The organism is Pseudarthrobacter sp. rb, from assembly GCF_056389225.1.
The window spans coordinates 261003-275384 of the sequence record NZ_JBWJAR010000007.1; the positions used below are offsets into that span (position 1 = coordinate 261003).

A 14382-nucleotide genomic window follows, 5' to 3' on the forward strand; every position below is an offset into this window, starting at 1 on the left:
ATTCCGTCAATTAGCCGAAAGGTGCGTGCCGGTACCCTGCGAGGTTTCCTGATGTCGTTCGATGAGCCAACGTTTGCGTCAGAATTGCGTGCAAATCCGCTTCACTGACAGCCGCTCAACTGTTCTCAGAGATCCCACACTGACAGTTCGAGGGGCAGGAAGCTGAGGGGTGAACCCGCCAAGCCATAAGTGAAATAGCCGAAGTGTGGGGTTTGACTGTAACCAGTGGGGGCTGGCCCCGCCATGCCAACTCTGGCGGTCCTGCACCTGTCTGGCAAGCAGCCTGGGACTCCACCGCAGGCGAATCAGTCCTAATCAGGCGCTATAACGTTGGGTTGAGGTGTAGCTCATCAGGGGCGCACTCCGATCTCATGAGCCTCTTGGGTTAATCGACGTTTAGAGAGCCTGCCGAACAAAGAAAGGTGTTTTGCGGCGCATTCATATGGTTTACCTATTTCATGCATTCACCAGGCACCAAGTTCCTCGAGGTCTACTGACGTGATTCATGTATCGTTCCGCATGGCACTTTCTCATCAACGCGGACGGTGTATTTGTCATAGTCGCGTTGTATCACGGCAATGCCCTGTCCCCGCTCTAGGGCGCCGGGTATGAGCACATTGACGGCACGGTTGAGCTGTTCATCCCTGCTTGCGGACTCCTTCACGATCACTTCAAGGGAAAGCGGAAGCACCGAGTTCGACATAAGGTCCGAGCCGAGAAGCGGAGCATTGGACACAATTTCTCCTTTGCTGGACGGACCACACGGCCACGGTCCATGGTTCGTTGAAGTGTGATTTCCTGCTATGCCGCGGCGAGTTCCTCGACGGTGGCCTTTTCGCGGGCTTCGGTCAGGTAGCGGGCGTAGGCGGGGAGGGTGAGGAAGGAAGGGAACTCACGGCTGAGGGTGACTTCCTCGAAGATGTCGCGGGCGTCCTCGAAGCGGTCGCCGTCGAAGCGTTCCAGCCGGGCGAATTCCTCGTCCAGGAGTTCTTCCACCCATTCGTGGCTGATGATCTCGCCCTGGTCGGTGATGGCGCGGGCGTAGATCCACTGCCACAGCTGGGAGCGCGAGATCTCCGCGGTGGCGGCGTCCTCCATGAGGTTGTGGATGGCTACGCCGCTGTTGCCGCGGAGCCAGGATTCGATGTAGCGGATGCCCACTTCGATGTTGTTCCGGATGCCCTGCTCGGTGATGGTGCCGGTGGTGGCAGCGACGTTGATCAGGGCGCGGTCATCGGGGGTGACGTCTTCGCGGAGCCGGTCCAGCTGGTTGGGCTTGCTGCCGAGGACGCTGTCGAACACTTCGCGGCAGACGGGCACCAGGTCGGGGTGGGCTACCCAGGAGCCGTCGAAGCCGTCGTTGGCCTCGCGGGTCTTGTCTGCGCGGACCTTTTCGAGGGCGTTGGCGTTGGCTTCGGGGTCCTTGCGGTTGGGAACGGCTGCGGCCATGCCGCCGATGGCCATGGCGCCGCGCTTGTGGCAGGCCCTGACCAGCTGTTCGGTGTAGGCGCGCATGAACGGCTGTGTCATGGTGACCTGGCTGCGGTCCGGGAGGACGAAGCGGGGGCCGCGGGTGCGGAAGTTCTTGATCAGGGAGAAGATGTAGTCCCAGCGGCCGGCGTTCAGGCCTGCGGCGTGGTCGCGGAGTTCGTAGAGGATTTCCTCCATTTCGAACGCTGCGGTGATGGTTTCGATCAGCACGGTGGCGCGGATGGTGCCCTGGGGGATGCGGAGCAGGTCTTGGGCCAGGATGAAGATGTCGTTCCAGAGCCGGGCTTCGAGGTGGTTCTCGATCTTGGGCAGGTAGAAGTAGGGGCCCTTGCCCTGGGCGAGGAGGCGGCGGGCGTTGTGGAAGAAGAACAGGCCGAAGTCCACGATGCCGCCGGCGATGGGCTGGCCGTCGATGAGCATGTGCTTTTCCGGCAGGTGCCAGCCGCGGGGGCGGACCACGATGGTGGGCAGGTCGCCGTCCGCCTTCAGCTTGTATTCCTTGCCTTCTTCGGTGGTGAAGTCGATCCGGCGTTCCAGGGCGTCGGTGAGGTTCAGCTGGCCCTTGATGACGTTCCGCCAGGTGGGGGTGGAGGAGTCTTCCATGTCAGCAAGCCAGACCTTGGCGCCGGAGTTCAGGGCGTTGATGGTCATTTTCTTGTCCACCGGGCCGGTGATCTCGACGCGGCGGTCCTCCAGGCCGGGCGCCGGGGGAGCGACGCGCCAGGACGGGTCGTTGCGGATGTGCTCGGTCTCGCGCAGGAACCGCGGATCCTGCCACGCCGCTATCGCGGCCCGGCGTGCGGGACGGGCCGCAAGCAGCTCCTGCCTACGCTGAGCAGTAGCCCGGTGCAGCTCGGCCAGAAACCTCAGGGCCTCCGGCGTCAGCACCTCGTCCTGCCGGCGCACGGGTTGACCGGTGCAGATGATGCCACTCATCGTGAGGCTGTCAGTAAAGCTGTTCATCTTATTCTCCTGGGCAGGGGCCAATCGGGGAGCAGTAAGTGTCGTATTTAGTGGAACTGACCCTCTTCGTCCGTCCAACGGCGGATTTATAGGAGCATCGTCAAGGGGTTTTCCACGCGCGATTTGAAGGCGTTCATCCATTGCGCCGCTACGGCCCCATCGATGACTCTGTGATCTGCTGAAAGGGTGCAGGTCATAATGTTGGCGATGACCAGTTCCCCATCATTGACTACGGCTCGGGGTTCCGCCGCCCCCACGGCGAGGATTGCTGACTGCGGCGGGTTGAGGATCGCCGAGAACTGCTTGGTACCAAACATGCCGAGGTTGGTGATCGAAAAGCTGCCGCCCGCCAGTTCATCTTGGCGGATCTTGCCGGCCTTGGCCCGTTCGACGAAATCACCAATGGTGGTGCTGATGCTGATGAGGGGCTGCGATTCCACAGCCCTTACGACCGGCGTCAGCAGGCCGCCGTCCACTGCGATGGCAACGGAAATATCTGCGGTAGCGTATTGCAGTTGGGCGTCCTCCGTCCAACTTACATTGGCCTCCGGGACATCGTGTAGGGCAAGGCCGGCCGCCTTGACGACGAGGTCGTTGACGGTGATGCGCCGTGTGGCGGCGGTGTTGATCTGCTGCCGCAGTGCCAGGAGAGCATCCATCTTGACGTCAGCGGTGAGATAGAAGTGGGGGACGGTGCTCTTCGACTCGGTGAGACGCCGGGCTATGGTTCGACGCATCCTGGTGTGGGGGACAGATACGGGTCCTGCTCCTGGGCGGGGTTGCTCTGCTCCGGCATGCTGCGGTGCGGCGTCGGGGGTCACAGTGCTCGTGGGGGAAGCTGTGGTTCCCGCGCCCTCATCAACTGTTGGGGATGTCTTGGATTGAACCGCTTTTTCGACGTCGCGTCGTATGATTCGACCATTCGGACCTGTTCCGGCGATGGAGGTTACATCGAGGTCGTTGTCCTTTGCAACGCGCCGGGCAAGAGGCGAAGCAAAGATGCGCCCGTGGACGTTGCCGGTGTTGACAGGGGGAGGAGTGACATCTCGCTCTTGAGTTATGGGGCTTTCTACAATGGGTGTGTTGGTTTCTGTCGCTTCAGCGGGGGTCGTTTCGCTTGGGACTTGCGGGGCAGTACCGGAGGGGCTATCAGTGCTGTCGGTCGGGTTCTGGACGCTCTCCAGGAGCGCAGCAACTTCTGCGTCGGTGTCCCCGCTAGCCCTAATAATGAGGATTGGTGCACCAACGTCGACGTTGGTTCCTTCTTCCACGAGCAGCCGGGCGACAATTCCTTCGGACTCGGCTTCGATTTCGACGGTGGCTTTTTCAGTTTCCACTTCTGCTATCGATTCGCCGACGGAAACTTTATCGCCTTCGCGTTTCAGCCAAGTGGACAGCGCCGCCTCCGTGGCGTTCGCCATGACTTCTGGCATATTCATCAATGCGGGCATTATTTTCTCCAGTGATTTCTTGGGGCTCTGCTTAGAGGCTCTGGTCTTTTTTGATGGTCTTCAGGGCTGCAGCTATTTCGGGTCGTCCGGCGAAGGCCGCCCGTTCCAGAACTTTTGAGATGCTGGGGGAGGCTTCTCCGCCTGAGACCCGCTGGATCGGGTAGTCCAAGTAGTCAAAGTACCGTCGTTGGATTTCGTCGCTGAGCCAGCCGCCATACGACGTCCCCCGGGTGCCCTGCTCGACAATAAGGATGTTGTTCGTCTTTTTAATACTGGCCGCAATGGTGTCCCAGTCGATGCTTGCCTTGTCGAGCCAGCGGAGATCGACGACCTCCGCGTCCGTTCCGGTGTCACCGACGGCATCAAGGGTGGGGTGGACCATCGCACCGTAGGTCAGGATCGTCAAGGCTTTACCGGTCCGACGGATGGCGGCCTTGCCGAAGGGGATTTGGAAGTCGAAGTCTTGGACCGGTACTGTCCCGGTGCTGGTGTAGAGGTCAACGTGTTCGATGATCACCACTGGATCGTTGATTGCCAAAGCGGCGTTCATAAGCCCGACGTAGTCGAAGGGCGTGGAGGGGGCTACTATTCGCCATCCGGCAGATGTAGCGAAGATGCCGGCCGGGTCCATGGAGTGTTGTGAACCGTAGCCGGTTCCCATGGCCACTTTAGAGCGAAGGACGAGGGGCATTTCACCTCTGCCGCCGAACATGTGCCTTTCCTTGGCGATTTGATTGAAGAGTTGGTCGCCGGCGACCCACATGAAGTCGGCGTACATGAATTCAATTACTGGCTTGAATCGGCCGTCCATAGCAATGCCACCTGCCAGGCCGGCAAACGCGTTTTCGCTGATAGGTGTCCCCAAAACCCGTTCAGGGTGTGCTTCTTTGAGCCCGCGGGTTGCGCCATTGGTTCCACCCTTGAGGCGGTGGACGTCTTCGCCTATGACCACGATCGACTTGTCGGCGTCCATGCGCGCCTGCATGACATCGGCTACCGCATCAATGAACCTGCCCTTCGCGAGCTCACCCGTGAAGGAGGACTCTTCCTCCGTCCTGGCAGATTCTAGCTCTGAAAGATCGCTGCGGATCCCGATATCGACGAAGGATGGGTCAGGCCATAGAGCTGGTCGGATGCGTCGCTTTCCGATCTTGCCGTCCGGGTCCTGTTCGGTCAGTTCCGTTACGGCCAAGGTGCAGGCTTGTTTGATCTTGTCTGTCATTCGGGTGATGACTGCATCATCGAGATACCCGAGCTTTTTCAATTCCTTCGTCACGCGCACGATGGGATCTCGTTTACGCCATGCGTTCTCCTCGTCCTTGGTGCGGTATCCGAAGGCACTGCCAGGGAAAGGGCCGTTCTGGTGGAAGTAGCGGTATACCTCGGCCTCAATGAGCGTAGGACCTCCACCTGAGCGCATGTGCGCAGTGGCCTGTAACATCGCAAGGTGCACAGCCAAGGGATCCATACCGTCTACACGCCAGGAACGGATTCCGAATCCTGGGCCTCGTCCGGAGAGACGTGATTCAGCCGTGACCTCCGAAACATGCGTGGACACGGCATAGAGATTGTTTTCGATAAAGAAGCAAAGGGGCAACTTCCAAGCCGCTGCAAGGTTCATGGTTTCCAGGACGGAACCTATATTCGTTGCCCCGTCACCGAAGTAGGAAACGGTAATGTCGGTCCCTGCGTCCGATGTAGGGGCATGCTTTTGCGCCCAGGCGTTACCGGCCGCTAGGGGGACACCTCCGCCGACAATGGCGTTCGTGCCAAGCGCCCCCGATTCCATCCACTGCAGGTGCATGGATCCGCCTCGTCCATGGCTGAAACCCTGGTCAAGGCCGAGAATTTCTGCCAAGGTCCGCTGAAGATATGCCTGGACCTCTGCGCTTACCGGGTCCACCGGATCCATGGTGCCACCGGTGGTGCGCGCCAGATAAGCAAGCCCTTTGGCGAGGAACTGGTGGTGGCCGCGGTGAGAACCGTTGACGCCATCGCCGGGGCGCAGCATCACTGCAGAGCCTACAGCGCCACCTTCCTGCCCAATGCTTGAGTGTGCGGGGCCATGGACAAGTCCTTCGGCAGCCAGCTCCAGCACAGATTCTTCAAAAGATCGGATGATCTGCATTTGTACGAGCATCGTTTTCAGCAAGGACGGATCAGCTTTTTTCCAGTCCTGGGCCGTGGTGGCCAACTCGAGCCATTCCACATCAGGGGTCAGGGGTTTGCTGCGTGACATTGATTTCTCCACGGGTATGAAAGTCCTCGGACGGCATGACTTAGCGCACAAGACGAGGATTTAGCGCCCGTGACCTCCGTTTGCCCGCTTGCAAACACCAGCTAACGGGTAGGTCTAGAAGCGGAGTACCGAATGGGTCCGTCGGCGGGCGGCATTCTGTGTTCCTCATCCTTGAGGGCCCTAATACGTGCCTCATTGGCCGATAATCAATACTCGCATGGACCAAGGATTATGGTCAACATATGGAATTAAATTCATTTGGTGAAAGTTTAGGTTTAGGGACTTGTCTTGGACGAATGGCAGGTTCGCTCCATCACGCGCTAGCAGACGCGGCTGGGCACAGGGCAGCGCGAGCGTCGGAACTTCCCCAGCCGAAGCGAGAATTGCACACCCACCGACGACAGCGTCACCAACGCCTTAACGGGAATCCTCCGCGGCGAACTCGTCGTTGTCGATGACCTCGGGCTCCTCCCAATGGCCACCGACGCCGCCAAAGGACTCAGGAGAGTCGTGGACGCCGCCTACTAGAAACAACGCTCAGCCGCGATCTCCTCGAATCTCCACGAGGCCAACTTCGACGGACTCATGCCCCGGCCACGGAAATCGTGGTCCGGCCCCTGCACCACGCATGCCAGACCAGCGGCGACTTTGTCGTCCTTTGAACCGCGCCCTGCCTACAGGAGCCGGGTCGAATCACACGGAATTTCCCTCAGCAGCAGACGAGTTCATCGGAAGACGATCCACCTGACAAGATCGACGAAGGAACAGGAGAGCGGGCAGATCCTGCTCGCCAAGCTCTTTAGACACAAAGAACGGCTCCGTTAGCCGGGACCATTGGCGATTGTTGTTGCCTAGTCCTCAACGTTCAGAATCGAGGGGATTGACTGCGTGGTCATAGGCTTTCCGACGGCCGGCGTCGTTTTGGTACTTCGATCGCTTCCAAGACCAGGGGTGAGCCTGGAAGGTCTATATAGGCAAAGCCTCCGTCCAGGTCCACCCCGTATCCCCGGCCCGACTGGATGACGTCAAGACCAGCGTTTTTGAATTCTTCGATTGACTTTTCGATCGATGGCACGAAGAAGCCTAGGTGATGAAGCCCGTATCCATGTTCGGCGATCCAGTCGTGGTAGATACTCGGCCCTCGCAACGGTTGAATAAGCTCCACCTGGGGAGAGCTGCCACCAAGTGCCAAACGGAACTTGAACTCTCCTGGCTTACCGCGGTACGTCGGAGTGGCAATGTTGTCCTGGCTGTAGGTGTAGATACGCCAGTCAGATATGCCCAGGCCAGTCCACAGTTCGAGGGAGCTATCCAGGTCTTCAACTAAAAGGGCCACTTGGTCCACCCCATGGCCGAGTGCCTTTACGAGACCTTGGATAAGATTTTCATTGATTGCCATCGTGCTGTAATCCTTACTTCCGGTCCGAATACAGGATGAGCCGTTTCAGCTCAGTTGGCCGCCTATGCCCTTCGTGCAAATTTCCTTGTTGGGGTCCTAACGACGTTTGGGGGAGTGTGCCTCCTTATTTAATAGCTCCCATTGCGAGGCCGCGCACTAGCTGCTTCTGTGCGAACCAACCGGCGATGACCACCGGGAGGACGGCCACCGTTGAAGCTGCGGAAAGTACGGATAGGAATAGTCCCCGTCCGTCAACGAAGCTCGACAGGAACGGGGGTGCAGTTCGGGCCATCGAGGACGTCAGCAGGTTCGCCAAGAAGTATTCGTTCCAAGCGAAAATGAAGCAGATGAGGCCTGCCGCAGCCACACCAGGTAGGACGACTGGCAGCACAATCCTAAATAGCTCTGTACGTAGGTTGGCGCCATCAATTTGCCCAGCCTCGACGATCTCGATTGGCACCTCTGAGAAGAAGGAGCGCATCATCCAGACCGCGATCGGAAGATTGACACCCACGTAGAGCACACTTAGGGCCGTGATGTTGTCAAGCAGGTCGAGTGACTGCAGGATCAGGTATACGGGGATGATGGATGCCGCGACGGGCATGAATCTTGTCGAAATGAAGAAGAGAAGAGCGTCGCGTACTTTTACCACTGGACGGATGCTCAGGGCGTAGGCCGCAGGGATAGCCAGCATTAGCACTATCACGGTCGATACCAGCGAGGCGCTGAACGAGTTGATCAAATATGGTGCCATTTCGCTGGAGAATACGGCCTGGAAGTTCTCCATCGTCCAGTCAGCAAAAAAGGTAGGCGGGCTTGTCGCGGCTTGGGTCTCTGGTTTGAAGGACGTGAGAATCATCCAGAGGACGGGGAAGAAGAAGAGCATCACAAAGCACCAGGTCAAAAGAGTTACGGCCGACCCCCGAATGCGCTTCTTGGCGCGGCCGGACTGTGCACCGACGCGAGTGGTGCGTGCATTGGTCGAAGTGACGGAGGATATCATTTCGTTCCTTCCGTGAAGATCTTAAACAGCGTGCGAAGGGCGACACTTGCTATGAGGAGGGTGATTATGACCGTGACAACCCCGTACGCGGCCGCCTCACCGACTTCGAGGCCGACGAATGCACGCTCGTAAATTAGATACGCAAGGGTTTTTGTTCCGCCAGTACCACGCGTCATGATGGCGATTGGGTCGAAGACCTGCACAAGTTGGATCGACCCCAGCAGTACAGCGATTTCGATGTACTGCCGGAGGTGCGGGAGGGTAACGAAGGCAAAGGTCCGGAAGGGTCCGGCCCCATCGACAGCTGACGCCTCGAGCACCTCTTTCGACTGAGACTGCAGCCCGGCAAGGATGATCAGCATGAAGAATGGCGTGTACTGCCAGGCGAGCACCATGATGACCGTAACGACTGGGATATCGGTGTTCCAAGCTACGGGCGGGATGCCTGCCAGCCCGGTGAACCAGTTGACTATGCCGGTGCTTGCTTCAAGCATGGACCACTTCCAGATCAATGCTGCAGCGGCAGGCATGATAAGAAACGGCGTGATAAGGAGTGTACGAGCTAAGGTTCGACCTCGGAAGGGGCGATCCAGCAACACAGCGAGCACCAGACCGAAGAAGCATGAGAGCAATACAGCAGCCGCCGTGATAAGGGCTGTGTTGAACAACGAAGATAAAAACACGCCGTTAGAGAAAACGGTCACATAATTCGCGAAGCCCGCAAAGCCTTGCTGAGTGGGTTTCAGCAGATTCCAGGACTGGAACGAGTAGTAGATCGTAAACAGGAAAGGGAGCTGGGTGAGAACGATCGACACCGTGAGGGCTGGCCAGAGCAGTGCCCGAGCAAGTCCGATACCTCTCCTACTGGTAGCACGAGGGGTTTTAACTACGATCTTGTCGTCATCGGGGCCCTCAGAGGGAGGATCGGCGAGCGGGATAGTAAGGGAAGTCATTGGTCTCGTCTTCGAGGGTTTTGGAGAGGGTCCCGAATGCTTCGGGACCCTCTCGCACGATTGCTATTTGTGGGTGTCGCCCGCGGCTTGGGCGATTTTCTCCGAGTTCGCCAAGAATGTGTCAACATCAGTCTTGCCGGATATAACGTCGGCGAACCCTTGGGAGATTTGGTTGCCTATGTCTTGGAACTCCGGAATACCGACGTATTGCACGCCGACCCAGTTCTGGGGCTCAGTTCCGGGTTGCAGCGTGTTGACGTTGAGCATTACTTCTTTCGTCAGCGGGGCGAAGGAACCTGCGGCTTTGAGGTACTCAGGGATGGAGTAGGTTGATTCCCGGGTTCCAGGAGGAGCCTGGGTCCAGCCGATTTTTTCACCCACCAGCTTCACGTACTCCTTTGAAGTCGCCCATGAGATGAAGTCCCATGCAGCATCCTGCTTTTTTGAAGTTGCGGGGATAGCGAGATTCCACGACCAGAACCAGCCAGACTCGGCGGTCTTTTTGGTGGGTGCGTGTACGTAGCCCACCTTGCCGGCTATTTTTGAAGTAGCTGGGTCTTCAACGACTCCACCGGCCGACGTTGAGTCGTACCACATTGCCGCTTTTCCTTGCGTGAAAAGATTGAGAGACTCTGCGAAACCATACGAGACCGGGTCCGGCTGTCCAGCCGACTTCAGCAGATTGACGTAAAACCTCGTCGCTTCGGTGAACGCTGGAGAGGTGAGCTTGGCATTCCAGTCTTTATCGAACCACTGACCGCCGAAGGTGTTGACTACCGTGTTTAGGGGCGCCAGGGACTCGCCCCATCCTGGTTTGCCTCGGAGGATAATTCCCGAAACGCCCTTGGCGGGGTCGTTCAGAGTGGCGGCGAGGCTGGCAACCTGGTCCCAGGTGGGGTGTGCAGGCATAGTCAAGCCAGCAGCTTCGAAGAGGTCCTTTCGATACATCAGGAAGGAAGACTCGCTGTAGAACGGGGCTGAGTACATTTTCCCTTCGTATGAGCTGCCATCCCGTACCGGCTGGAAGATGTCGTTGACGTCGTAGCCGTCGGTCTTTTCTGCGCGGGCGCCAATGTCAGAGAGCCAACCGTTCGCGGCCCAGATTGGAGTCTCGTAGGCTCCGATCGTGACGACGTCATACTGGCCTCCCTTCGTGGCGACGTCTTTGGTGACGGCGTCACGAAGATCGCTCTCCTCGAGGAAAGTGAATTTCACCTTGATACCCGGGTGGGACTTTTCAAATTCCGGAGCAAGCTTCTCCATGTCTTTCATCTGGGAGAAGCTTGGCGTGGCGAGATTAAGGGTGACGTCGCCAGTCGTTCCGCCGCTGCCTCCGGCGCCGGTGCAGGCCGTAAGTAATGCGGCGGTAAACACCGCTGAGAGGCTGCTAGCGGCGATTTTTGTGAAGCGTAGGTTCTTCATTGAATCCTCTCTACGTGCAGGGCAGGCGCCCTCGTGCTGTCACGATACTGGGAAAAGACTGTAATAACAATCACTATTTTGAAGCTCTTTCATAATATGAAATACGACTGTCTGCGAAGCAAGGAATTTGGGCTCCAAGCCGCACGGATTGCACAGCTCTGACCACGCGGACCGGAGAGGGGGAGAAGGTCGAACAGACAACTGGGAAGGCCGCCTTTCTGCTGCCCGGACCGGTTCATCGGCGTCGGCGCCCATCCCCGGTATCGGGTCCCGTGCTCACCGTCACCGGTTCGGACCATGTCGATGCAGCAAGAGCCAGGCAGGGCCTTGAAAAGGCCCATATCACTCTCCACTGGCGGAGGAGATTTTCGCCTGGCCTTGGGAAACACCTCAAGGCGTTACGGGCCGCAACTTGGTTGGCAGGAGACTCTTCAAGCCGCCTTGAGTGCCTCCCATGCGGATGCATGCGCCAGCAGCCTCGCCATTTTCGTTAGCTTTCACACGCTCGTGCGCCACCAAAAGCCACATTTGTGGTGTGGTATAACTCCACGCCCTAGGCTGCATGGGGATGCTCTGCGGGACCAGCGGAGGGAACAGGATTGCGGTCTCAGAGTCCCTTGCCCGAGGGCGAAACAATAATCTTTACGGCAGTCTCGCCATGGTGGATCAAGGTGTTAAAGCCCTCTTGGATCAGCCCGTCAAGGCCGATCTTATGCGTCACGAACGGCTCAAGGTCAATCCTTCCCGAACCCAGCAGTTCGATGACGGCGGGGTAGGAATTGACGTACGCGAAGGCACCACGTAGATCGATTTCCTTTACGACAAGTTTAAATAAGTCGATGGCCGCCCGATCTCCCCAAATTCCGATAACGACTAGGGTTCCGGCCGGGCGGACAGCGTCAATAAGGGTGTCCAGAACTGCTTGTGCACTGCTGCACTCAAATGCCACGTCGGCGCCCCGGCCCTTGGTTAGCCGGCGCACTTCCTCGGCTACGTCGACCTCCCTCGGGTCCAAAACGTGATCGGCGACCCCCGCGTCCGAGGCCTTCTTCCGGCGCAGGGAACTGAGCTCTGAAACGATGACGGTGACGCCCAAAGCCTTTAGCAGGGCGGACGTCAGCAGACCGATCGGGCCGGCGCCCCCAACGAGGGCAACCTGTCCGGCTTTAGCCCCGGATCGCTCTACGGCGTGGTATCCCACGGACAGCGGTTCGATCAGAGCGGCGTGGTCAAGGGGGACAGAGTCGGGGATGGGGTGCACCCAGCGGCGTGGAACCGCGACTTTCTCTGCGAGCCCGCCGCCTCCGCCGCTTAGGCCGATTACACCTAAGCCTTCTGAAAGGTGATAATCCGTGCTGTCAGGTCCGGTATTGACGTCGTCGCGTGCGATATATGGTTCCACCGCGACTCGCTGGCCTGGGACAATATCGTCTACGCCCTGACCTACTGCGTATACGGTTCCCGCGAACTCGTGGCCCAAGGTAACAGGCAAAGATTCTCCGGACGCAGGGTGTCGCTCACCGGGCTGGGGACAAAAAATGGGTCCCTCAAGGTACTCGTGGAGGTCGGTGCCGCAAATGCCGCACCATGCGACATCAATACCTACGGTGCCTGGCGCCACGTCCGGCTCAGGAACGTCATCGATCTGAATATTCCCGCGGCCGTAATAGCGTGCTGCTCTCATAATTTTCCTCGTTATGGTCCTGCGCCGACGGCGCTAAGGGATAGGGGAGTTGGTGGGGTGGGCTGCGTTGTTCGGAACCCATCGGGGAAGCTGTTGTCGTCAAATCGCAAAGTATCGAAGCAGAGTCGGGCTATGCCTGTTGTTGCTAACTGCCGGTCAACTGGCCCTCGCCGCAGGTCGTAGTGCCTGGCTGGACATGCTTTACAACAAGTTTCGGGTACATGCGCAACTTGGCTCGCCCCAACGCCCAATGCCGTCGGCGGGGAGTTGGGGGTAAATGCTAAAGGAGCTGAGGGCTTCCGATAAATGCTTCACTCAGACGCAACCGCGTCCGCGCCACAGCGTAACGGATACATTTGCTACTCAGCAAGGAAAATGCAGGGCCAAACTCTTCAAAATCGGTTCCATCGTGCAGAAACCTCTACTGGCCCCTAGAAGTTTGGCGGTGGCCGCAAGGGCACAAACGCTTCAAGAACCCTGGCCCACCACTGCTGTTGGCTCGATAGGGCACGTGCGCCTCAGTTGACGCTGAGTGTGGCGGTAATTTCAGCGAGCTTGGCGATAAGATCTTGCTCCGTATCCACAAACCTGGTGGAAGGCGATGAGATCGTAATGCAGGCAACTACGTGCTCGGCCTGAAAGATCGGAAAGCAAACGCAGTCCACTCCGAGTTGAAACTCTTGTCGATCGAAAGAATAACCGCGCTCACGTATTGCTTCGAGTTCCTGGCGGAATTCTTTCTTCTTTGTGATGGTGTTCGGGGTGAGAGGCGTAAAGCGCATCCGCTCTATTGCTGCCTCCCGGACATCCACTGGTGCGAAAGCTAACAGCAATTTGCCGCTGGCACGAGCATGAACATTGTCGGAGTAGCCGGTGTCCAAACCGACAACGCGGACTGCATGGGCACCCTCTGCGGTGGCCAGCACCTTCACAGCACCACCGCGCCAGACGCTCAGATAGGTGGTTTCCCCAGTGCTTTGCGCCAGGGAGTTGATGGCCCGTGCATAGCTGGCCGGTACAACGTCCGCCCGCGCATACGCGTCGGAGATGATCGCCGCCCTCGGTCCAAGACGGAAGTAGCGCCGATCGTCCTTTGTCACCATACCCTCAGCCGCAAGCGTGGTGAGCAGGTGGTAAGTAGTGGGGAGGGACAGTCCGAAGCGCTCGGACACCTGTTTGGCTTGAAGGCCCTCAGATTCAGCAACAGCAAGCAGAATCTGCACCGCACGGCTAACCGACTGAATGCGGGTCTGACTTTTGAGGTCGGGATCTCCCATATTTGTAACCACAGCCCTAGTGTACCTTTCACTATATTGAATTGCTTCATGTCCCGTTCCGTGGTGCCGTCTGGACGCCCGGCGTTCGGGTTCCTGCCTTGTCGCATGCAGCCCTTGTGCTGCGGCCGCCGCAACTTGGCCACTTCACCGGGGCAGGGGTCGCCGACAGGGTTCACAAGGGCCTGCAAACCAACCGGCCCCGTGAGCAAGCGTCCCCGCTACGCGCGCCCAGCTCCACCTTTTCGTTGTGCTGCGGTTCACATGTCGCGCATATGGCGCTACTATTTGAAATGAATTCAAGATAGAGACAAGGCTACTCCCGCAATCCTGCCAGCTGCCGTCACTGAGAAAGCAATGATGCTCCATGACTAGATGTACTGTCCCGGCAGGTTGGTGACTCGGGGACGGATTTGACGCAATAAGAGGACCTCCGGGTGTTGTGTGGTGCTTGTCGAGAGCGAACACAAACCAGGAGGTCCTCGTGTCCCACCGTAACGCGT

General features: G+C 58.4%; 10 protein-coding genes. All 10 read right to left on the minus strand.

Going from position 1 to position 14382, the window contains the following annotated elements; genetic code table 11:
* Window positions 1–490 precede the first annotated feature (490 nt).
* The 10 genes from ACWRN3_RS12105 to ACWRN3_RS12150 all read right to left on the minus strand — a co-directional run bounded on the left by ACWRN3_RS12105 (window position 491) and on the right by ACWRN3_RS12150 (window position 13894).
* Window positions 491–736 carry a hypothetical protein gene (locus ACWRN3_RS12105; protein ID WP_018770807.1) on the minus strand — a complete coding sequence of 82 codons (246 nt, stop codon included), beginning with the start codon at window positions 734–736 and terminating at the stop codon, window positions 491–493.
* 65 nt (window positions 737–801) lie between these two features.
* Window positions 802–2454 (minus strand): malate synthase A, encoded by a 1653-nt coding sequence (aceB, locus tag ACWRN3_RS12110; RefSeq protein ID WP_476740765.1) that lies wholly within the window; start codon window positions 2452–2454, stop codon window positions 802–804.
* Window positions 2455–2540: 86 nt separating this feature from the next.
* Window positions 2541–3905 carry a pyruvate dehydrogenase complex dihydrolipoamide acetyltransferase gene (locus ACWRN3_RS12115; protein WP_476740766.1) on the minus strand — a complete coding sequence of 455 codons (1365 nt, stop codon included), beginning with the start codon at window positions 3903–3905 and terminating at the stop codon, window positions 2541–2543.
* A 31-nt stretch (window positions 3906–3936) separates the two neighbouring features.
* Window positions 3937–6144, minus strand: coding sequence for an alpha-ketoacid dehydrogenase subunit alpha/beta (locus ACWRN3_RS12120; RefSeq protein ID WP_476740767.1), 2208 nt, complete (start codon window positions 6142–6144; stop codon window positions 3937–3939).
* Window positions 6145–7036: 892 nt separating this feature from the next.
* A complete protein-coding gene (locus tag ACWRN3_RS12125; RefSeq protein WP_476740768.1) occupies window positions 7037–7543 on the minus strand; it encodes a VOC family protein in 507 nt (168 codons plus the stop codon).
* A gap of 124 nt (window positions 7544–7667) precedes the next feature.
* Window positions 7668–8546, minus strand: a complete 879-nt coding sequence (locus ACWRN3_RS12130; RefSeq protein WP_476740769.1) for a carbohydrate ABC transporter permease — start codon at window positions 8544–8546, stop codon at window positions 7668–7670.
* On the minus strand, window positions 8543–9499 hold the full coding sequence (locus ACWRN3_RS12135) for a carbohydrate ABC transporter permease (protein ID WP_476740770.1): 957 nt from the start codon (window positions 9497–9499) through the stop codon (window positions 8543–8545). Before ACWRN3_RS12135 ends, ACWRN3_RS12130 begins: the two co-directional genes overlap by 4 nt.
* 63 nt (window positions 9500–9562) lie before the next feature.
* The gene (locus tag ACWRN3_RS12140) at window positions 9563–10921 is read right to left on the minus strand and encodes an ABC transporter substrate-binding protein (RefSeq protein ID WP_476740771.1); all 1359 of its coding nucleotides are present in this window, start codon (window positions 10919–10921) and stop codon (window positions 9563–9565) included.
* Window positions 10922–11528: 607 nt separating this feature from the next.
* On the minus strand, window positions 11529–12605 hold the full coding sequence (locus ACWRN3_RS12145) for a 2,3-butanediol dehydrogenase (RefSeq protein WP_476740772.1): 1077 nt from the start codon (window positions 12603–12605) through the stop codon (window positions 11529–11531).
* A 518-nt stretch (window positions 12606–13123) separates the two neighbouring features.
* Complete coding sequence (locus ACWRN3_RS12150) at window positions 13124–13894, minus strand: IclR family transcriptional regulator (protein WP_026266071.1); 771 nt, start codon at window positions 13892–13894, stop codon at window positions 13124–13126.
* Between the last annotated feature and the right edge of the window lie 488 nt (window positions 13895–14382).

Excerpts from the sequence above, each read along its gene's own strand:
- ACWRN3_RS12145 (WP_476740772.1), bottom strand. The coding sequence starts at position 12,605 with ATGAGAGCAGCACGCTATTACGGCCGCGGGAATATTCAGATCGATGAC.
- ACWRN3_RS12120 (WP_476740767.1), bottom strand. The coding sequence starts at position 6,144 with ATGTCACGCAGCAAACCCCTGACCCCTGATGTGGAATGGCTCGAGTTG.
- ACWRN3_RS12135 (WP_476740770.1), bottom strand. The coding sequence starts at position 9,499 with ATGACTTCCCTTACTATCCCGCTCGCCGATCCTCCCTCTGAGGGCCCC.
- aceB (WP_476740765.1), bottom strand. The coding sequence starts at position 2,454 with ATGAACAGCTTTACTGACAGCCTCACGATGAGTGGCATCATCTGCACC.
- ACWRN3_RS12130 (WP_476740769.1), bottom strand. The coding sequence starts at position 8,546 with ATGATATCCTCCGTCACTTCGACCAATGCACGCACCACTCGCGTCGGT.
- ACWRN3_RS12140 (WP_476740771.1), bottom strand. The coding sequence starts at position 10,921 with ATGAAGAACCTACGCTTCACAAAAATCGCCGCTAGCAGCCTCTCAGCG.
- ACWRN3_RS12125 (WP_476740768.1), bottom strand. The coding sequence starts at position 7,543 with ATGGCAATCAATGAAAATCTTATCCAAGGTCTCGTAAAGGCACTCGGC.
- ACWRN3_RS12115 (WP_476740766.1), bottom strand. The coding sequence starts at position 3,905 with ATGCCCGCATTGATGAATATGCCAGAAGTCATGGCGAACGCCACGGAG.